Annotated in this window: 18 protein-coding genes; 2 read left to right on the top strand and 16 right to left on the bottom strand. The window is 43.7% G+C overall.

Annotation, left to right across the window (positions count from 1 at the left end; all coding sequences use genetic code 11):
* Nucleotides 1-17: 17 nt before the first annotated feature.
* The 3 genes from EUBC25_RS07370 to EUBC25_RS07360 are packed head-to-tail and all read right to left on the bottom strand — an operon-like array spanning nt 18 to nt 4,451.
* The gene (locus EUBC25_RS07370; protein WP_230107503.1) at nt 18-989 is read right to left on the bottom strand and encodes a sugar ABC transporter substrate-binding protein; all 972 of its coding nucleotides are present in this window, start codon (nt 987-989) and stop codon (nt 18-20) included.
* Nucleotides 979-2,850, bottom strand: a complete 1,872-nt coding sequence (locus EUBC25_RS07365) for a cache domain-containing sensor histidine kinase (RefSeq protein ID WP_230107502.1) — start codon at nt 2,848-2,850, stop codon at nt 979-981. The genes EUBC25_RS07370 and EUBC25_RS07365 overlap by 11 nt, the downstream gene beginning before the upstream one ends.
* A complete protein-coding gene (locus EUBC25_RS07360; protein WP_230107501.1) occupies nt 2,847-4,451 on the bottom strand; it encodes a response regulator in 1,605 nt (534 codons plus the stop codon). The genes EUBC25_RS07365 and EUBC25_RS07360 overlap by 4 nt, the downstream gene beginning before the upstream one ends.
* A 262-nt stretch (nt 4,452-4,713) precedes the next feature.
* Between EUBC25_RS07360 and EUBC25_RS07355 the strand changes: the two genes are divergently transcribed.
* Entirely contained in the window at nt 4,714-5,280 is a 567-nt protein-coding gene (locus tag EUBC25_RS07355) for an NAD(P)H-dependent oxidoreductase (RefSeq protein ID WP_230107500.1), read from the top strand.
* 77 nt (nt 5,281-5,357) lie between these two features.
* Here EUBC25_RS07355 and EUBC25_RS07350 read toward each other — a convergent pair whose 3' ends face one another.
* From EUBC25_RS07350 to EUBC25_RS07295, 12 genes are all read right to left on the bottom strand, one after another.
* Complete coding sequence (locus EUBC25_RS07350) at nt 5,358-5,663, bottom strand: hypothetical protein (protein ID WP_230107499.1); 306 nt, start codon at nt 5,661-5,663, stop codon at nt 5,358-5,360.
* Between the two features lie 154 nt (nt 5,664-5,817).
* Complete coding sequence (locus EUBC25_RS07345) at nt 5,818-7,455, bottom strand: peptidoglycan DD-metalloendopeptidase family protein (protein ID WP_230107498.1); 1,638 nt, start codon at nt 7,453-7,455, stop codon at nt 5,818-5,820.
* A gap of 54 nt (nt 7,456-7,509) precedes the next feature.
* Nucleotides 7,510-8,079, bottom strand: a complete 570-nt coding sequence (gene lepB, locus EUBC25_RS07340; protein WP_230107497.1) for a signal peptidase I — start codon at nt 8,077-8,079, stop codon at nt 7,510-7,512.
* Nucleotides 8,063-8,560 carry a hypothetical protein gene (locus tag EUBC25_RS07335; RefSeq protein WP_230107496.1) on the bottom strand — a complete coding sequence of 166 codons (498 nt, stop codon included), beginning with the start codon at nt 8,558-8,560 and terminating at the stop codon, nt 8,063-8,065. Before EUBC25_RS07335 ends, lepB begins: the two co-directional genes overlap by 17 nt.
* Before the next feature lie 29 nt (nt 8,561-8,589).
* A complete protein-coding gene (locus EUBC25_RS07330) occupies nt 8,590-9,153 on the bottom strand; it encodes a hypothetical protein (protein WP_230107495.1) in 564 nt (187 codons plus the stop codon).
* Between the two features lie 4 nt (nt 9,154-9,157).
* Nucleotides 9,158-9,925, bottom strand: a complete 768-nt coding sequence (locus EUBC25_RS07325) for a hypothetical protein (protein WP_230107494.1) — start codon at nt 9,923-9,925, stop codon at nt 9,158-9,160.
* A gap of 28 nt (nt 9,926-9,953) precedes the next feature.
* On the bottom strand, nt 9,954-10,745 hold the full coding sequence (locus EUBC25_RS07320) for a hypothetical protein (protein ID WP_230107493.1): 792 nt from the start codon (nt 10,743-10,745) through the stop codon (nt 9,954-9,956).
* Between the two features lie 353 nt (nt 10,746-11,098).
* Nucleotides 11,099-11,647 (bottom strand): hypothetical protein, encoded by a 549-nt coding sequence (locus EUBC25_RS07315; protein WP_230107492.1) that lies wholly within the window; start codon nt 11,645-11,647, stop codon nt 11,099-11,101.
* 118 nt (nt 11,648-11,765) lie between these two features.
* On the bottom strand, nt 11,766-12,095 hold the full coding sequence (locus EUBC25_RS07310; protein ID WP_230107491.1) for a hypothetical protein: 330 nt from the start codon (nt 12,093-12,095) through the stop codon (nt 11,766-11,768).
* A gap of 22 nt (nt 12,096-12,117) precedes the next feature.
* Complete coding sequence (locus tag EUBC25_RS07305; RefSeq protein ID WP_230107490.1) at nt 12,118-17,442, bottom strand: hypothetical protein; 5,325 nt, start codon at nt 17,440-17,442, stop codon at nt 12,118-12,120.
* Nucleotides 17,443-17,473: 31 nt separating this feature from the next.
* A complete protein-coding gene (locus EUBC25_RS07300) occupies nt 17,474-17,968 on the bottom strand; it encodes a hypothetical protein (protein ID WP_230107489.1) in 495 nt (164 codons plus the stop codon).
* A 17-nt stretch (nt 17,969-17,985) separates the two neighbouring features.
* Entirely contained in the window at nt 17,986-18,573 is a 588-nt protein-coding gene (locus EUBC25_RS07295) for an RrF2 family transcriptional regulator (protein WP_230107488.1), read from the bottom strand.
* A 324-nt stretch (nt 18,574-18,897) separates the two neighbouring features.
* Between EUBC25_RS07295 and EUBC25_RS07290 the strand changes: the two genes are divergently transcribed.
* Nucleotides 18,898-20,187, top strand: a complete 1,290-nt coding sequence (locus EUBC25_RS07290) for an IS30 family transposase (protein WP_230105002.1) — start codon at nt 18,898-18,900, stop codon at nt 20,185-20,187.
* Nucleotides 20,188-20,633: 446 nt separating this feature from the next.
* Here the strand turns inward: EUBC25_RS07290 and EUBC25_RS07285 are convergent, their stop codons facing one another.
* Nucleotides 20,634-21,455, bottom strand: a complete 822-nt coding sequence (locus EUBC25_RS07285) for a tyrosine-type recombinase/integrase (protein WP_230107487.1) — start codon at nt 21,453-21,455, stop codon at nt 20,634-20,636.
* Nucleotides 21,456-21,558 lie beyond the last annotated feature (103 nt).

The raw sequence follows: 21,558 nt of genomic DNA, 5'->3' as shown, positions 1-21,558 counted from the left end.
GCGCTTCCTTTCATTTTCTACTGACTCATTGTAAAAAGAATTTCCTGATTTTCTTCAGAAAACAGTTCTTCCTTTCGTATGATAGTATGATACACTTCTATACTCTGCATGTGATACAGATAATCATCCAGTTCTTTGGCTATTTCATTAAGACTCTGATATCCCAGATTAAATTCATCTGCTACCAGCAGACATTCCACCACACCGGTGTCCAGATAATAAGCCGCTTCTGTGGAATTTCCGATTCCATAAATCCGTGCGCCGTGGAGACTGTCTGAGGCCGCACATTCTCCTGCTGCCGTCAGGCTGCTGTCATCCAGCGCCGCAATAATATCGACCGCCGGCTGCACTCCAAGAAAGCTCTCTCCGCCTTCTGTAAAGGGATGTCCTACCGCCCACCGGATCCTGACATTTGAATCTGCCAGGGCATTCCGAAATCCCATCTCCCGGCTTATCACTGCTGCCGAATCTGTTGTTTCAGACAGGATTCCCAGTGTTTTACCGTCAAGTTTCCCCTCATAATCTTTTATCAATTCCTCCCCTAAGGCTTTTCCCATGGTATAATGATCCGGTTCTGTCACCGGGAACACAGTGTCTTCCCCATCTGCTAAAGCAGAACCCACCAGCATAATGGGAACTTTCTTCCCAATCTCCTGCAGCATTTCTTCTGTTTCTTCTCCTGGTACCGGATAGAGGATCAGCGCATCCGCCCCGTTTTCGATCTCATCCCGGAGCAAACGCTCTTCCTCCTGGGCTGTCAGTGTCTCTGCTGTACTTGCCACAGACATCTCTATGTTATTGTCAGCGGCAGCCATTCTAAGGCCATATTTAAAAGCTGACCATTGCCGGTCATCGGAATTTGGAACAACAACTGAAATCTTGTACCTGTCATCCTGTCTCTTCTCGCTGATCATAACAATCGCCAACACGAGAATAAGTACTGCCAGCACCGCCTCGATCAGAATAAACGTTTTCTTGTCATTCTTCATCTTTGCTTTCCTTTGTCTTCTCTTCTATATCATTGATCTTCTCTTTACTTAATATATATCCGTTTTCCAGAATCTTTCCGTTTTCCTCTGTGTATGGAACTGCCGGAATGCGGATGGAAACCTTTGTTCCTTCATCTGGCTCACTCTCTACTACAAGCCCGTATTCTTTTCCAAATAAAATCTGGATCCGGTTGTTGATATTGATCAGCCCAACTCCCGAACCATGCTTATGGATCCGGTTGCTGTCCGTGAGCACAAATTCCACCTCTTCTTCCGACATGCCAAGTCCATTGTCCTCTACTGCAAGGATAATGACTTCCCCTTCTTTCCTTCCGGTCACCCTGATCTCTCCGCAGTCATCCATACTGCTGACACCGTAATTAATAGCGTTTTCCAAAATCGGCTGAAGGATCAGTTTCACTGTACAGTAGGAATAAACCTCTTCATCTACATCGAATTTCACTGAAAATGTATTTTTATAACGAATCTTCTGGATATTCATGTAGCTTTTCGCATGCTGAAGCTCATCCCGAATGCTGATCACTGTACGTCCCTTGGAAAGGCTGATCCGGAACAGGCGGGCCAGCTGTGAAATCATAAATACTGCTTCCTCATTACGCTCGCCTTCCACCATCCAGGTAATAGATTCCAGAGCGTTATATAGAAAATGAGGATTAATCTGACTCTGTAATGCATCCAGTTCGCTCTTTCTCCGCTCGTTCTGCTCCAGAACAATCTCCTTCATCAGACGGTCGATCTGTTCATAAGAATTTTGAATGGACTGTCCCAGATGCCGGATCTCAGGCGAACCTCCAGTATAAATCTCCGGCTTTTTTCCCGCTTCATATTCCCTGACTGACTCATTTAACAGAAGGACAGGCCTTGATATCCTCTGTGAAACAACCCGGTTGATCGCACACAGCATCATAATCATCACAAGAATGATCATTACGATAAAATACCGGATATCGATCATTCCATGTGTAAAAGTTGAATAGGGAATTACCCCTACAAGCTTCCAGCCGGTGTAGCTTATTGTATTGACAACGACTTTCCGCCTCTCCCCTTCAAACTTCTCATCATAAACTCCGTCTTTGTATTCTGCAGCGCCCTTGCTGTTTTCACTGCTAATTCCATCACTGATCTGGATCTGCCTGGGGTGATAAATAATCTCACCGTTACTGTCACACAAATAATAATACTGTCCGTTATTATCTGTATTCAGTTTATTCATCATCCGGGAAATGCCCGAATAATCCATATCTACCAGAAGAACCCCCAGTCTGGTCACTCCGTCTTCCGTAATCTCTACTGCACGGCTTAAAGAGATGACCCAATAGTAACGCAGACTGTTATCATCAAAAAGATTTTGAATATGAGGAGTAGAAAAATGCACATTTTCCACTTCTTCCATCGCTTTCACATACCAATCCTGCTGTGTTACATTGGGATCTGCCTTTTCAGACACCACCGGTTCCGCTGCCATAAGACTTCCATAACTGTTGTACAAAGCAACACTTCTTAGATTTTCCCGGTTTGCTTCGTACATGAGATTCATTCCTTCCTGAATCACCTGATCCTGGTTGGAAAAATCATTTTCCTTAATGATATTATAATACAGGACATCAGATATCTGGCGCATACTCACCAGATAATCCTCCATGCTTTCTCCCGCCTGTTCTGTCAGCTTCTGCGTGCTTTGCACCATATCTTCTCTGGACAGAGTGGAAAATCGCATATACAGGATCAGACCCAAAACTATCATAATTGAAATAGAAATTACAGAAAGAACGATCATTAAAACCGACTGTATCCCTCTTGGCTTTAATTTTTGTAAATATCTGAAATATTTTTTCTTCACTTTTCCTCCTGCTCCGTCCTGTATTTTGACGGTGACACTCCAAACTGCCTCTTAAATACATAGCTGAAATAATTTGGATCCGCATATCCTACACTTTTTGCTATCATGTAACTTTTCTCCGCTGTTTCCAGCAGCAAATGCGCCGCCTTCTCCATTCGGTAACTGGTCAGATACCCGATAAACGACTGCCCTGTCTCCTTTTTGAAAATGGTTGAGAAATAGGAATTGGAAACACCCAGCAGATCACAGATGCTGTCCAAAGATAATTCCTCTTCAAAATAATGATTATCAATATATTCTTTGGCCCTGAATACAAAAGATTTACTGGAGCGGCTTCTTGCATTCATCAAGTTTTCCCGAAATAAAAGACTGATGTCCAACAGCCATTTTCGCAGAGCCTCCGGCTCCAGATCCAGAAGATTACTGTACAGCTGTCTTGTATCCCCTGAAAATTCTTCCACAACCAGATCATTATTAGATACAAACCGGTACAGAGCGCTCACCATCTCCATCACAGCAATATGATGATACTGCAAAGATTTATCGGGGAAAGACATCCGATCCATATACTTATCCACAGCTTCCGTCACATCCTGAGGTGATCCGATCCGAATCTTCTTAAACAGTTCCGATAACTCCGCATCATTAGCCGTAACGGCTCTTCCCGTTTCAGAAGGCGCAATTTCCTTAATGTTGATCGCCCTGCAGGCGCCATATATTGCACGGTAAGAAACCGCCTCCCTGGCACCGTTATAGGACTGGGACAACTCCAGGATATCGCTGCACACCTGTCCTACTCCAATGATAACCACCGCTCCGATCATACGACTGGCATAGCGGCAGAAGCGATCGCACTCGTCTGTCAGATCTGATACCTCATTTTCATTCTTCAGCTGTGCGATCATCACTGTATTTCCCAGATAGGAAAAATATTTTGGATGCCATTTACCGCCCAATCGTTCCATTGCCTGCTTCTGAACAGAAGTCGCCAAAAGCACCGGGTTCATATTCTTTGGAACCTGCCTTGAGGATGTATGGATCACAACACAGCAAAAAAACGGCCCTTTCAGGGAAATCTGATAATCTTCAATATATTTGGGAAGATCTCCCTCCATAATCCTTCCTTCTATCAAGGTAGAATAAAAGTTCGCCTGCAAAAGAGGCAGGGATTCCATATAATATTTCTGAAGGATTTCCGTATTTCTTTTCTCACTGATCTCCTGATCCAGCTTTATTTTCAATTGAGTAAATACATTTGTAAGCTCCAGTGAATTGACCGGCTTCAAAATATATTCTTCTACCTCCAGGTGTACTGCTTCCTTGGCATACTCGAACTCGTCAAACCCGGTAAAGATCAAAAGCTTAGTTGCCGGAAACTCCTCCTTGATCCGTCCCGCCAGTTCCATACCGTCCATATATGGCATCTTTATATCCGTCATGACTACATCCGGCTGGAACTCCTCTACCATTTCAAACGCCTTTACGCCATTGTTTGCATAGCCGATCACAGAAAACCCAAGCCCCTCCCAATTGATCTTCTTCATGATCACCTGTATAACTTCTTCTTCGTCGTCTACCAAAAGAACCGTATATTTATCCATAAATCTTTCTCCATGTACATAATTTCCATCCGCCATATAAACATTACCATACAAAAGAATGGCTGCTATTATTATAGCAACCACCAAAACCATTTGTAAACATTTACGGATGTTTTGAAACATACAACCCTGTCTTGACAAATAAATAAGGGAAGTATATCGTAAAATCACAGCGTATCCTTTATCCGCTCCACTCTCTTTTCACAAAGGATATACTCTTGCAAAAAGAGGGTAGTATTATTTGAACAAAAAAGGAGTCAACATGAAAAAAATATTATTTGTCAATGCCTGCGTAAGACCCTGCTCACGCACCTGTTTACTGGCACAGGAAGTTCTGAAAAAATTAAACGGACAGATAGAAGAAGTCCATCTTGGCCATGAACAACTTTCCCCTTTGGATCTGGAACTGTTAGAAAAGCGAAACCAGCTTATTTCATCCAAAAATTTTTCAGATCCTCTATTTCGCTATGCAGCCCAGTTTGCTGCCGCAGATGAAATTGTTATTGCAGCGCCCTACTGGGATCTGGCTTTTCCTTCCATCTTAAGGATATATCTCGAACATGTTACAGTAGTCGGCGTAACCTTCCAGTATTCCCCGGACGGTATTCCCCTGGGACTTTGCAAAGCAAAACGTATCATTTATGTGACAACAGCAGGCGGACCTATCGCAGACCGAAACCTGGGCTACGATTATGTAAAGGCTCTGTCTGATGCCTTTTACAGTATACCGGAAGTGCTCTGCTTTCAGGCTGAAAACCTGGATATCCAGGGCGCTGACGTAAACGGCATTCTTGAAGACGCTGTTTTGCGAATCAAAGAAGCGCTCTGATCTTTTTCATTTCTATTATCAAACGGACCAGACAGCACATTGATCCTGTGCTCTGTCTGATCCGTTTGTTTTGTATATTATGCTGTTTTCTTTTCCAGCACGGTCACCCGTTCCTGCAGGTCCCCCACTATTTTTAATAAAATGGAGGTATTATCGTTTTCAAGCTTTGTTATCCTGTAATAAGTTTCCAGATTATCTACCTTTTTATCGACATTTGCAATTTTCTCTTCCAGGCTTTCTCTCATCCTGTCCATTTCCTCAAGTAAACCATTCTCTGTCTCACGCAGCGCTCTCTGCAGCTTCTGATCGACTCTTTCCATTATCCGCTCTTCCGACTCCTGCATAATCGACCGTATTATTTCAATATCCTGTTTTTCTAACATAGTATTCCTCCTTTTGAATATGTGTAATTTACTATTCCTTCTATATTTTTCAATTACTATTTCACTCACATTATCTTTATGTCATCTATTATATCGATGACATATACTTATGTCAAGTAAAAAAGAGGATTACTGCCATTTTGCTGATGTTCTTTTAGTCCTGACTGTTCAGTCCGCTTTCCTCTGGGAAAAGATATGGTTCCGGGTCAATTGCTTCTCCGTCTATCTCCAACTGGAAATGCAGGTGATTCCCTGTAGAACGCCCTGTGGTTCCGCTTAAACCGATCTGCTCTCCCTTTTCCACCCTGTCTCCTTCTTTGACATACATCTCGCTGTGATGCATATATTTTGTCACAATTCCTTCTCCGTGGTCAATGATGATCCAGTTGCCGGCGGATCCGCCCCAGCCTGCTTCAATCACTGTTCCTGCTGCCACCGCATAGGTAGGGATATTTTCACTGCCGGTTCCAAGGTCAATCCCTTTATGATAGGAATGGCTCCACTGCCGCCACCCGAATCTGCTTGTTACCTGTGACCCCGGACATGGATCTGCAAACTCTCCAAGCAGACTGTCAAAAGTCTCCAGTGTCATTCGGTCCAAACGATAGAGATCATAAGTTTCCATCTGCCGGATCAGGCTTTTTCCGTAATCAACGTCCGTTGCCCAACGGCTTCCGATCCTCATGGCAAAAGTATTGGCATCCGTTACCCCTTCGATCAGATCACTATATACTTCCTTCAAAAGTTTTGCCCTGTCCTCCATACTTTCGCTGTATGTATGGTACATCCGGAATCCTGCCCGAATGGTATAGCTTCTCCCTTCTTCTGTTTCTTCCCCTGTTTTCATCTGAACAGACCCGGCCGGCCCTGTCCCTTTGACTCCGAAAAGATTATTGTACTGAAAGGCCAAGTAGGAAAGCCCCTGTCCCTTCTCACCATAAGGACCATACTTTCCAAATCCGGATTCCTGAATAACCTGAGCAATCGTTACAGAAGCCGGATAGCCGTATTCATCCTGTACCTTCAAAGCTCCTGTGATCATCTCTGTAGTAATAAAGGGCGGAATATTCTCAAGAGGCATATCTGTACTGTACTTTATCCGTAAAACCTTGGGAATGAGCCGTTCTGATGGAGTAAACTCTTCCAGGAATCTTTCCTTTTGATTTCCCGTCACTGGCAGTACCTGTGGATTCCATCCTGTCTGCGGTACAGATGGCGACGGAGCAATCGGTTTTGTCTCTTCATCTGACCCGTTATCCGGTTCGGTTGGTGTCTCTGGTTTCTCTGAAATCTCCGGTTCTTCCGGTTCCGTTGGTGTTTCCGGCTCCGCTGGAATTTCCGGTTCTTCCGGTTCCATTGGCGTTTCCGGCTCCGTTGAACCTTCCGGAGTTTCCGGCTCTGTCGGTGTCTCTGGTTCCTCTGGAATCTCCGGTTCTTCCGGTTCCGTTGGCGTTTCCGGCTCCGCTGGAATTTCCGGTTCTTCCGGTGTCTCTGGCTCCGTTGGAACTTCCGGAGTTTCCGGTTCCGTCGGTGTCTCTGGTTCCTCTGCAATCTCCGGTTCTTCCGGCTTCGTTGGAACTTCCGGAGTTTCCGGTTCTGTCGGTGTCTCTGGTTCCTCCGGGACCTCCGGTTCCGTTGAAACCTCCGGCTCGCCTGACATTTCTACTTCATTAGCTTGTCCCAATCCCTGCTCCCCTGACGGCTCTTCTGCCCACGCTGTTGAGAATCCCGAAAATACTACGGTCGCCGCCATCAGCAGCGGAAGTACTTTCTTTACTTTTTTCTTTTCCAATCCTTTCCACTTCCTTTCCTCCTGTTTTTCCTCCCCTTTTTCCTGTTCTTTCTCCTAATCCTTCCTTAAGGACCATAAGACTTTTCCTCTGATCTGCCCTTCTTTCACTGGTCCGTAATATCTGGAATCGGAAGAATTCTCCCGATTATCTCCCATAATAAAGTATTCCCCTTCTTGCAGCGTCAACGGATTTTCCTGACCAATCCCGGGGCTTGTCTGTCCCTGTATATAAGGTTCTTCCAGTTTATCCCCATCTATGTATACTCCTCCGCTTTCTTTCTCTATATAAATTTCTTCTCCGGGAAGCCCAATGACCCGTTTGATCAGTGTCCTCCCATCCTGTATCCTGGCAAGCACCACATCTCCTCGTTTCAATTCCCCACGGACTTTTCCGTAAAGGGTCAGATCCTGATCCTGATATCCGGGAACCATAGAAGAACCTTCTACAACAGCAAGTCCGAAAAACACATGAGACAGTAAAAAAAGTACACAAGCCATTGCTCCGGTCCCTGCTGCCCACTTCTTCCAGCCCCGCTTTTCTGTTCGGATCTCTTCTATCCGACTGGAAACTGCCTGTTCCACCGGGCTCTCTTCTTTTATTTCCTTCCTATTCCATTCCGTCATGAAGCGCCTCTATCTCCTCCAAAATCTTCCGGGCATTCTCGCTGAAAATGCGCCCCTGCTCCTTCAAAAGCCCTGCCTTTTTCTGATATTCCTGCCGCTCCTTTTCATACATCACTTTTAATTCCCGGATCCGCTCTTCCCTCTCTTTTTCTTGCTCCCGGACTGCTTTTAAAATTTCTTCTGCCTCCTCTTTGGCTTTCCCCAGCATATGCTCCCGATACTCTCGGATCTGGGCCATGCTGTCAATCAGTTCCGTACTCTTTTTCCCGTATTCCTTCTTCCTCTCTTCCTCTTCCTCCGCCTGTTCCTCTATCTTCGCCTGCATGCTCCGGATCACTTCTTCATACTTCCCGCTGATTATTCGGATGTGCTCCAGCACATCCTCTTCTTCCCAGCCTCCGATTACTTTCTTCCGGATCTCCATCTCTTCAATATAACGGGCGATCTCCTCTGTTTGCGGTAATTTCTTTTTTTCTGACATGGCTTCCTTTTCTCCTTCTGCCTATTCTTTTACTCGAACAGCTCCAGGGTAATCTTATGATCCCATTTTTCTCCTTCTTTTGCTTCTGTAAAACCGTCATTATAGAAAAACCCAAGTTCCTCCGGCTCTTCCTCTTCTCTGATCAGGGTAAACAAGTAAAAATCCCAGCTTCCCTTCTTGCTGTCTGCCGGCAGAGTATCCCAAAATTCTGTCCCCGGAGCCGCCAAAATGAGGAGTTTTCCTTCCCTTGGTTCGCCATCCACGTATCCTTCCACATAGCATCTCTTTGGGTTGAAATCTTCTCCGCTTCGGTTCTCTGTCGTCCCCGATACCACCAGATACCTCCAGCCTTCTTCTTCCGGATAATAGTCATAATATCCCATGGGACTTGGCGGCTTTACCTGAGACATGTACTGGGTATCTTCTATATAGAGGGTAATCTCCTCCCCGATTCGGAGCGTCCCCTCCGCCTTGGTGACTTCCTGTGCCTCTGCCGGCTTCTTCCCGCATCCTGCAAGGGCCGATAAAACAAATACTCCCATTAACAGTAATACAGCCTGCCGGAATCCTTTCTTCTTTTGTTCTCTCTTCATGGTTTTACTCCACATGCAGGGTAGCATTAATGGTTCCTTTATTCATTTCCTGCTGATAATCATCCAGACTTCCAGTGTCCACCAAAAGGGAAATCGGATAATCTCCCGGCTCCAGTTCTTCCGCGATCTCCCATTTTGTCACTGCCGTTCCCGGCTCCAGCCATCCACTCTCATAGAGGACATCTCCTCCTTCCTGCAGACTTACTGTATATTTGAAGTAACAGGGATTTCCCTCCGGATTGGACAATGCTGCATGAACCGTCCTCTGACCTGCTTCCATATCGATGGTTCCGAATCCGGGAAGCATGATCTGGCTTGGATCCTCATTCTTCAGACCGCCCGGCATCTGATAAGCCATGGCTGAATCGTCCAGATCCGGCCCCCGGTTCTGGGCAAAATACCACCAGAGTCCGCCGGCGATCAACGCCAGCAGAATTACCAGCGGAATCAGAATCTTTCCCCAGCTCTTTCCGATCACCCGTACATAGATCACTCCCCCGTCTTCCTCCTCACAGGGGATATATCCCAGTACTTTCTGTCCGTATCCCAGTTTAGCCTTAAAGGGGTTTACCGCCACTTCCGTCCCTTCCTCTCCCAGCAGGAACGCTGCCTCTTCTTTCTTTGAACGGTACCCGATATCCCCTATAATCTTCTGGGGCGTAATCTCCTCTTCTTCCGCCATCCCTGCCGGAATGTAATTCCAACAGCCTTCTTTCCTGCTGTAAGTTTTACTGCTGGTTTCCAGCTCTTTCTCCACTAATCTTCTGCTCATAGACTTTTCATTCCCTTCTCTTTTGTTCCTATTCCACTACCAGGGTAGTCTTGATCGCCCCTTGGTTCATTTCGCCTTCCGGATCATCCACCGGATGAGTCTCCACCTGTACTGTTACTTCATAACTTCCTGCTTCCAGAGGTTCTGTAAGGTCGAACTCCATAACCGCATTTCCCGGCTCCACAAGTCCGGAAGTGTAAAGTTCTTCCCCAGTATCATTGCGTACAAGGTGGAATTTGAAATAACAGGGATTGCCTTCCGGATTAAAGAGAACATGCTCCACATGCTCCTCCCCTGCCCGGGCTGTGATCTGACTGATTCCCGGCAGCATGATCTGGCTTGGATCCTTATTTACCATCCCTTCCACATGGTAGGCAATCTGGGCTTCATCCAGTCCCGGAACCTCTTCATCCCTTAGATACCACAAAAATCCCAGCACAATCCCTGCCAGGAGGCACAAAAGCAACAGGGGCAAAAGGATGGTCTTTACCAGGGAGCGTCCTAAGATTCTCACACAACAGACCGGCTCATCCCCCTCTCCTTCCGGTACAACCGGAAGATAACCAATGGTCTTTTCGTTCCACCGCTTCCCCGGGCGATATTCATAAAGCCCTGTCAGGGCTTCCCCGTCTTCTAAAGTAAGCTCTGCACTTCCGGAATCCTGCCGTCTTAAATCCCCGGCAATGCGTCTTTCCTTTTCCGGAAGTTCCTTATATTCTTCGATGGTAAGGTAAGGCCACGGATGACCTTTTTTATCCTGAAAGGAGCGCTGCTCCTTAATATTCTTTGTTATTGCATCAAACTGTATAAAATACTTCATGAGTTTCTCCTGTTCCCTTTTCTGGATCTGCTCCTCATACCGGAGCAGCCTTTTTTCGTATTATTTTATAGGCATTCCTTTAAACCTGTTTAGAGAAATTTTTTTAAAACAGGGAGCCAGATCCTTCCGGCTCCCTGTTCTTCTTTAAGCAATTTTTAAGAGGCTTTCAAAATGAATTTTAAGCTCACCTTGACGTTACCGTTCTTACTAAATATTGCTCCTACATTCCTTTCCACCCTGTGCTCTCCTTTTTTATTATACTCATTGTAAGAAAATTACAAAATATCATTTTACTCACACTGCTTTCTGCTGTAAGCGGACTAAAGGAATGATTCACCCTAGCTTCACTAATTTTAGATGGTTGGGCTTGTCTGCTCAATTTCGTAGGTCAACACATCTTTAAATTCTGTTCCTACCGGTACATTTTTAACTTCAGATGTTAAAGTTGCTGTACCATTAATAGCCGGTGCTGATTTGCTCAAAGTTCCAGCTAAAACATCTGTATGGTTATCTTTGTTTAATATAGTCTCTGTTGGTGAACCACCATAGTTTACATTATACTCCAGTTTTTCACTAGTCGCTGTTCCATCGCTTTCCAAGTAACCTAACTTTTCTGAAGATACCGTTACAGATACAAGTAAATCATCTGAAAGAGCTCTATCTGGATCTGTAGATTTTAATTCCAGTTTTTGTGCGCCAGTTTTTACTGTGTCTGTAAATACAATATCTGCTGGTACTGTTACATAGTATCCTGCATCCCCACCACCTGGTGTTACCGCTCCTGTTACATACATTACGTCCGTCTTATGTTGTTCTGGATTTGCCGCAAATACGCTCATCGGTGCTACTGCACTCACTGTCATTGCTCCTAAAATTGCTAATGTTGCTAATCTCTTCTTCATACTTCTTTTTCTCCTTTTCTCTGTGTTTTTTTATTGTTTGAATGGCCTCTCCATCCTGTTCCCCTCCATCTCTTTTTTCCCGGCTGATGGATTTCCGTGTGTCTTGAAAGTGCATTTTTTAGAATGCACTTTCCTCCTCTTTTTCTTCTTTTTTATCCTTCAGCAGGATCAGTAAAATTGCTCCTGCTGATATCATAACCATAGCCAGATATGCTATGGGTAAGGAGGCATCTCCTGTCCGTACCGGACTAGTGCGTTTCCCGGCGTTGATCGTGCTGCTTCCTTCGCTGCCGTCTCCGCCGATTCCCTGAGTCTCTTTTGCAACATACGTTACATTAACTCCACTGTCCACTCCGGCGGCCTTAGCGCTCCCTAAGGGAGCTACCGCCAGCAGCAGACAGAGTCCGGCACATACCAGTACTTTTCTGATTACTTTAGATGTTTTCATCTCTTTTCCTCCATCTGCTGTTTTATGATGTTGGCCTTACATAATCCCGAAGTGTCAGAATATACTCTACAGTTCCCGTATAGCTTGTTCCTCTGGCATCTCCATTATTGGTTTTGGCATTAATCTGATAAGAAATACTTTTTCCTGTTGGAACGCTTTCTTTGGTGTCTGCTGTTGTTTCTGTTGAATCACCTGCATTTTTCAATACACCTACCCAAGCATAATTCCCTTTTGTTCCAGCTGTAGGATCCGGACTTTCTTGAGTTATCTGGCGTTTTGTACCATCTGTTCCGTAAATTCCCATTGTCATGGTTTTGTTTCCAGTGGCTTCTTCTGTCATAGCTTTATCAGCCTCTACCTTAACCTCTACTTCTGGCTGGTCTTTTTCATTGTTGCCTTCTGCCGGATTCCCGCTACTTGGGTTCTTATAACGAATTGTTGCTGCTGCTCCTGCATAGCCTTCAGATCCTCCGCTTACATTAGCTTCATCCTCTGTCAGGATTACGTTAGCCGGTATGTAAACATAATAGTTGCTCTCCTGCCACTGCAGTTGAATTTCTGATGTTACACTAGGTGCTTCATCAGACTGTGCTCCTCCCGGACATAAATTGTTTTCAGTAAATGTTGGATTATCTCCCGCCAGATCTTTATTAGATTCATTCCACGCCACGATACAGTACTTGGCCCTGTCATCCCACTGCCAGGAAACGGTCGGATTACCATTAGTAGGATTTATCTGATTAAAAATAGGGAATGTGACAGTAGCCTCTCCATCGCCTCCGAAATCAATCCTTCCTTTATTTGTCTTTTGCTCTGTAGAACCTGCAACACCTGCTCCGCTTGTTAAATCTCCATCAAAAGCCCAGCTATGCCAATCTGGTGGATTACTATCTGGATTCTTCTTGTAAAGTGCAATATGTACTTTTGCTTCTGAAGCTGCATTATCGCCAATCTGTAAATCCACTGGATACCAAGGATCTGCCTGGAAGCTTCCGGTAACATCAAAATCTGTTTCTGCATTTGTTACTATAGGATCCAGACTTTCAATCTGCTGAATTGCTTCACCACCAGGTACCTGCTGCTCTTCAATCGTAGATACTGCCTTAGGAAGAACCTTAACTGTATTTGTATCTCCAGGAATATTAGATCCGGTATTAACAATCCACATCATTTCATCTCCGTCAATTCCATTTGAGACATCTATATCATCTTTAGATGGAATTGTTATACTATTTCCTGATGACCATGCATATATCGCATAAGTAGCGTCATTATCATTCTCATAACGAATAGTTGGCGTTCCTCCTTGATCAATACTTACAACATGGCATGAAAGAGATAGTGTTCCATCTTCAATTATGATATCCTTAATATCCATCGTTAATTGTCCGTTGCTAATATAAGAACCCTGTAGATATTTTATCTCATCACCTTGTAGCATTCCGGAGCCGACTACCTGTGTTGTACCGCCTGTCTGACTTTTAATTATTGCAAAGCCGACACCCTCCTGTTTCAAATTTTCTTTATTCCCTATAAAACTAAAGTCTGCACTGAGGGTAAAGCTTCCGTTATTAATATCCATATCCGCGTTTCCGCCCGTGTAAGTCTCGACAGTTCTCTGCGTATCTCCAGCAGGCTCTATCTTCGCTCCGCTATATGTTGGCACAAGAACAATTCCATGTCCTTTGACCCGTTGTGTACCGATTCCAGTTCCAAAGATTCCCTCCCAGACTTCTTTTCCGCCTTCTTGTTGATACAGATCATAAAGATTTACCTCTTTTACATTATCAGGAACTTTATAATTGTAAATTTTAGAAAGCGTTCCATTATCCTCCAATTTACCAAACTTCCATCCGGCCCACTTCATAATGCCACTGGAAGTATTGATTTCTTGAGGCATAACTACTCCATCTGGTAATTTGAAAACATTATCTGTTCGTCCTTTTACGCCAGTATATTTATTCTGCTTATTGTCAAATGCCCACTGTCTCAGCCTATCCATTTGACTCTTTGCAGCCGGGTCATTTGCCAGTGCATTATCTGTCAAGTAATCTGGTGTACCGATTCCAATCAATTCTGCCTGGTTAATATAGTAGAAATATCCAAGTACCGTTTTAGCCTGAGAAGCTATCCCACTTGTAACACTTACATCTCTTTGGAGAACATATCTCTCCTGTGTATCGGGATCAAGAAATGCTTCAGGATAATTGCTAAATACCACCGTACTATTAATATAACCATCTATATATCTTGTCTCCTTGTCCCCGAAATATTTTCCGGCAAAGTCTTCCGTTACTCCTTTATCGGGATCTTTGTTCCAATCATCAAACCATCCTGTTTGCTGATATGTATTATAGCCAATTCCATCTACTAGCCATGCCGCATCTCCGTCGCCTGCTATCTCTGGAATCAGGCGAATATCATACTGTGTAACACCTGCTTTGAGGGCACCATTATCATCGACATTACCGTTTATATTATGAGTTGTCAGATACTTGTAAATGTCTCTTACATTCATAACTGTTGCCGGCATCCAAATGGTTTCTGCTGAATCAGGGTAGATATCTTTGTGCTTGAGATTTGCCACCTTCTCCACGTTATCTCCAGTTGTCCAAATTTCTACATTATATCCTTTCAAACTCGTAACTCCATTTGGAAGATATGGCAGAATAATATAATTTTCATTTTCATCATATTGAAGTGTATAGTCTGGAGTTGTATGTTCTTTGAAAATACCATTTTCATTTGTCCCATACTTTACTGAAAATTGTATCGGCTCTGACACCATGCTTAGCCTTCCTGTTGGATTTTCCCAGTCATTTTTCTGAGTGCCGGTGAGCGCCACTTTATATACATAACGGCCGTCTGCCAGTCGGTTCTGTTCTTCTACAGAAAATCCTGCTTGGCTTGCATTTCCTTTTTCCATTGTAATCTCAGGTTTACTGTATCCCTCCTGCACCTGTGCTCCAAGCAAAATCCAATTAACATTTTTATTATATCCCGTTTTATCTGCTCTTTCTGCTGTCTCAATTTTAAGTCCCTCTCTCAACGGATAATAACCAATTGTTCCTGGATTATCAACTGCCGTTCCACCTGGATTATAAGTTCTCCCTTTAGCGTAATAGATAAAATCTCCCTTTACTTTGCTTGGATCTTTTCTATTAGAAACAGTGGAAACATCACTTCCTTCCACCGTTCCATCCAGAGCATTAATGAAATGATTTGACTGTGATGTATGGTACATGTTATATACAATTTTGAAATTTGAAATAATTCCTGAAACTGTAATTTTATAAGTATACCACTGCGGTTTATTTAACGCAGACATCATCGTTGGCTTGCCGTATCCTGCATCCAACCGTTTGCCCCATAAATCTGTAGCATTCTCGTCATGAACCGTTCTGCATTCTATTGTTATTTTCCCGCCTCCCGGTATTTCCTCTGAAACAGATGTACCTGCCTTTTTCGGCATAATAAGAGTATAACGATCAAAATTACCTCCGGAAAAATCTTCGTCTCGGTAAATATCCAGACTTAAAGTCGCTGGAACGTTTCTCCAAAGATACTTTCCACTAGAAGAACCTGTATCCTGCAATGCCCTTGATACTTCTAGACCGAATACCACCGTTCCGCCAGGAACAAATTCTCCAACAGGAATATTTTTTGAGGTTCCAGCCTGATCCACCTGAGTTGACCATAATCCTTTACTTCCTTCAACCCCCGGCCCTACATTAGGAAGTCCATTAGTACTACCTGGCAAATTCCCAGCCAACATCTTTCGATAAGAAGTTTCGGGCCAAGATAATTTCTTATAATAGGCTTCATAGGTCATTAGAGGCCTGCCCCCCAAATGCCAGGTTCCAAATCCATTTGTTGGGCTTGTATCGCTATACTTTAATTCCGTAACGTCCGGAGTAGTGTTACTACTGGAAGTCTTACTATAGGTATAAATGCGGGTAGCTCCATACTCTGGCGAACCTTCCTGTTCTCTTTCCATTGCCCAAAGACCAAACCAGGAAATTGCATCTGCTCCTTCCCATTGATGAGATGTCATAGTCAACGATAAATTTTCTTTCGGCATCGTAAATTCAAACTGGTAATTTCCTTTGTCATCTATCTTTTTCCCATGAGTATATGAAGGATCCCTATATGCCGACGGTTGCTTATTATCTTGAATGTCATCTCTGAAAAAGCCCCATTTCCCATATTCTGTGGACGCCCCTTTTAACAAACATTCTGCCCACCATATAGTATTTGCTACATTTAAAGTTGCAATAATTTTAGCACCTGCTTTTGCCTTAAATGTTCCATTCTGATTCTCACCGCCTGTAAGGCTCAAATTAAAGCTTCCGGCTACACCGGACGTTTCAACTGTATACAAGGTTTCTCCTGTCAACTCGTAATAAAACCGAATTTCCGTATTCTCTGGCAAAAGATAGCCAACTTCCACCTCTTCCAACGGATCATTAGGATCACCGGAAGGATTATTCTCATCTGTCTTTTTTGTTGTGTAGTACCAATCATACTTTCCGGTTGTATCGTTTTTATGCGGATAAAGTCCTGTCAGCCAAACCATATTATCTTCTGCATTTTTATACACAAAAGCTGCCTGCTTAAAAATTCTTGCCGGTTCATCTGCATCAGGTACATAGTCAGGAATTTCTTCTGTATCTCCTTCTGCAAGAGAACCTCCTTTAAATTTGGGAAGATTTGTTTCTAATTCTCCTTCTCTAAGATTTATTGTATTGCTCTCATTCGCATACTGATGCACTGTAATTTTAGGGGCATCTGTCGCATTCTGTGCTGCCAGAAGAGCTTTTTCCAGTACAGGCAGTGTAATTGCTTTCGGCGTATCCCCTACACTTTCCTCTGCCTGTGTTCCAGTCGGTTTTTGTACAGTCTCTTCTGTATTAGTTTCTACTTTTGTCCCAGTTGCATTCTGTTTATTATCTGCCGACTGTCCGGATGGAGCTTGCCCTTCTGACACCTCATCTGTATTCACCACATCTGTTGTCTGCCCTTCATCTGCAGCCTCTGCTTTATCTGCCTCTCCGCCCGTTGTCACACTTTCCGGGGCATTGTTATGATCTGCAGGGTCAGCTGCATTAGCTGCGGCTGTATTCTCATCTGCCTCGCCTGTCTCCGCCTGTGTCTGAACTTCTGTCTGTGCACTCTGCTGTGTCTCGACTTTGCCGGTACTTACCGCTTCATCTGCAAACACGCTTTCCAGCCCTACGCCTGTCATCAGCGTTGCCGCTGCCAAACAGACTGCCAGGCTCCGTTTCAGCCAGTTTACTCTGCCTTTCCTTTTTCTGTGCTTTTTGATCTTGCCTTCTTCTCCTTTCACTTTTCCTTTTCACCTCCTCCCTTTTAATCTCTTATTCTTTCTGGTTCAGGAATGTCTCTCCTGCCTCTGCGTCGATCCATATCTGTCTGGCCTCACCTCCTTTAACAACGCGGGCTGCCCAGTACATGTTGTCCTGGTATTTTTCCAGCCCCAGCCGCTCTATCTCATATCCTTTTCCTGCTTCTTTCAGGATCTTCTTTTCTGCTTCTTCCCGGCTGACTGCCGCGGACTCTTCTTCCTCCAGAATTTCTCCGATATTCACCTCTACGGTTCCATCGTTTTGGACTGTCACTCCGGTCTGTTCCTCTATCCGCGCTTTTTCTTCTTCGGTATATTCTTTTTTCTTTGATGCGTTGGCTTGTTCAGATCTTTCGGAGTTGTCTGCTTTACTTTTTTCATTTGTCTGTTCAGAATGATAATTTTCCGGAACACTTTTTCCTTTTTCCCTGATCCAGAATCCAGCTGTCAGGGCAAGAATTACTATGATGCAGATAGCAGCCAAAATATTCCGTCTTTTTCTATTCACCACTTATCGCCTCATTTTCATACAATTTTTTCATGGTATCCTTTCCCATTCTCTTCCGATACACATTGTGCTACAGGAATACTTTCTATAATATTCGCTTGAAGCTCTCTTCTTCTTGCCAATCTCTGTTCCCGCAAACCATGGCTGCACTTTATCTCCGTCAATTCCTTTTGCATATCATCTGCTGCACAGGTTTCTGCATCCATCATTTTTATAATCTCTCCCAGGCTTCTGGAAAACCACTTATTTTCCATCTCCTTCTGGATATACTGGTAATACTTTCTAATCTGGCAGGTGCTTACCGCTCCGCGATTACAGTATCCGTCATCTTCCAGGCAACGGTTGACTTTCACTGACGATTCCATTACATTCAGAACATCAAGAAGAGTAATTTCTTCCAATGATCTTAGAAGATAATATCCTCCTTTTGCACCGGTTACTGTACCAAGCATTCCTGCTCCGCGCAGTTTTCGCGCTATCTTCAGAAGGTATTTGGGGGGTATTTTCATCTGGTCTGCAATCAAACTTCCTGTCATTATCCCTTTTGTATCGCCCAGGCATAAGAGAAACCGGATTGCGTAATCTGTCGTGAGGTTTAGCTGCATAATCTTCTCCTTTTTCTGCTTTTGTGTTCATCTTCAGTTTCATCTTCCATTCCAAACCCAAACCGGTAAAGTTTGTATTCAGTTTCTTTTAAAACAACACAATCCGCCCTGTGTTGTTTAATGAGTTAGAAAAATTTATTTTTTCACAAGATGTTTTTAAAACCAGAAAAATATAGGTCAATTGAAAAATTAGTTGCAACATAGGTCGTTGCAGTTAGAATTATAAGGCATATGGGGCATGGAGTTGCAGTTGTAACTTCATGGTTTCTTTTTGCCTTTTTTCCAGTATACTATCCTTGTCCTGCCTTCGGATTGGAGGTAACCATGAGTAATAAACACCTTACATATGATGACAGGCTTGCCATCCAGGCAGGTCTGCAGCAGGGATTGAAGGTCGCACAGATCGCCAAAAACATTGGAAAGGATCGGTCTACTGTCGGCAGAGAGATTAAAGCACACAGGAGGCTGGTCTCCACTTCCAAAGGCAACAACTGTATCCATCATCGTACCTGCACCAGAATCCCGAACTGTCGTCTAGGCTGCTTTCGTGGGAAGAAGCAGTGCCAGACAGCCTGTGGACGATGTCAGGAAGGGTGCCCTGATTATCAGGAAGAGTTCTGTATAGACTATGAAAAGTCGCCGTTTGTATGCAATGTATGTGACCACCGGCTTCGTTGCCGTCTGCGCAGGATGCTTTACGACGCCAGGTATGCTCAGCAACAGTATGAACAGATGCTCTCTGAATCACGGAAAGGCATCTCTCTCTCGGAGCAGGAATTAAATCGGATCAATGATACGATCACACCGCTGTTAAAAAAAGGACAGTCACTCCCGATTATCTGTGAACGTCACAGAGATGAACTGCCAGTATCGGAACGGACAATCTATTCCTATATTGATGCAGGTCTTCTGGATGCCAGAAATATAGACTTGAGAAGGAAACTGCGCAGGCCGGAACGGAAAAAGAGCGGCCCGGTTCTCCGGGTAGACCGGAAATGCCATATCGGACGCAGTTATGAAGAATACGAGGAATATATGCACCAGAATCCAGATGCCATGGTCAGCCAGATGGACAGTGTGGTCATACACAAAGGAGGCCAGACACTGCTGACAATCCTGTTTACCAACTGTGACTTGCAGCTCATGTTTCTGAGAGAACGCAATACAGCAGGATCTGTAACGGAAATATTCTGTCGGCTGAGGAAAGCACTTGGAGACGAAAAGTTTCGGATACTTTTCCAGGTTATTATTACCGATCGGGGAAGTGAATTTAGCGATCCCCAAAAAATCGAAGCAGATATGGAGACCGGGGAAATTCAATGCCGCGTATTCTATTGTGATCCGATGAATACAAATCAGAAGAGCAACTGTGAAAGGAACCATGAACTGATCCGCTATATCATACCTAAGAAACATGGAAAGGATGAATATACGGAGGAAGAGATTAGGAAAATGATGAACCATATCAATTCCTATCCGCGAAAAAAATGGAACGGACAGGCTCCAATCGATCTTTTTGTCAAGATCTACGGTCAGGAAACTGCGAACCTCCTGGGCCTTGAGAAAATCCCGTCCAATTCCATAACCCTTACACCGGCTTTGTTTAAGAAGTAAACCGGAATTTTAGAGAAGGCAGGACACGATAAAAAAGAGAACACAAACGGGGTGCATTTACAACTTCTGCGAAAAGTAAAAAATGCAGTCTGTGTTTTGTGATGCCTTCCTTTAAGAAATTTTACAAGGAAAATCGAAAAAAAGCAATCCAAAGCTAGAAAAACAGATTAAAACTGTTGCAGTTACTCATGACAGCGTGCAGTTACAACTTCATAAAGTTTTCAATGTGCAGTTACAACTTCAATGTTGCAGTAAGGATTTCAATCAACCCCAGAAAAATATATTAAAAATTTATTTGACGTGCAGATAAAAATAAAAGGGGAAATATGGATTTTTGGCATAGATTTTCCGTTTTTTACATTTTTATAAAAAACTATTGACAAAAATTGGAAATTTATGATATAGAATAAGACAGAAAAACAACACAAGGCGGATTGTGTTGTTTTTTATTTGACTAAATCCATCTCATTGATTTTCTGACGGTGCTCTTTGCCGCTTGATACCAGATATTGCCTGGTAGTCTCAATGCTGCTATGACCTAAAATATCAGCTAATTTCAAAAGATCTTTCTCCCGTCTGTAAAATACACTTGCAAATAAGTGGCGTAAATTGTGAGGATAGACTTTCTCCGATGAAAGTCCCGCTTTTTCTCCCGCTCTTTTCATGCTGCGCCACAAGTTGCTCCGATCCAGCGGACGTCCTGTACGTGTTACAAACACGGGGCCTTCCTCTATGTTTTGCTCCTTGCAGTACTGCTTTAAACGTTCAATCAGTCGATCCGGTAAAAGGATTCTTCTTTGTTTTCCTTTGAGCAGAACATTGACGCTCCCTGTATCCAACAGTTCTGCCCGTATATGTTTCAGTTCTCCAATACGGATCCCGGTAGAGCACAGTGTTTCCACAGCCAGATACAAGCGCTTATCTTCCTCACATGCCTTTAGAAGGTTTTCATACTCTTTTCTCCCGAATTCCCTGGACTCCTCAATATATGCTTTTTTCTGAATGCGGATATATTTTACTTTCCAGGTTTCTCCCTTATATTCGAGATAATTATTAATAGCTGCCAGACGGTTATTTACCGTCGTTCCGCTATAACGTTCCTTCAGTCTGTTTCGATAGACAGCCATCCATTCTTTTGACAGAACATAATCTGGCTGCTGTATCATATCCCGAATTGTCCTTACATAATTTTTTTGTGTGGAAATTCCTTTTTCGCATTCAATCAGATATTTCCTAAAGTCTTCAAGCGCTTCTTCTGTGCTTTCCATATCTTGTTACGCTCCTTTCTTTTTGACATAAACAGATGTTTTTTGTCTATATGGTACAAAAGACAGTATAGCGCGATTATATTAGACAACGGGGAAATAAAGT

The organism is Claveliimonas bilis (genome assembly GCF_020892095.1).
Classification (GTDB): domain Bacteria; phylum Bacillota; class Clostridia; order Lachnospirales; family Lachnospiraceae; genus Claveliimonas; species Claveliimonas bilis.
The sequence above is the reverse complement of the archived record's forward strand: the minus strand, read 5'-3'. Positions and strand labels throughout refer to the sequence as shown.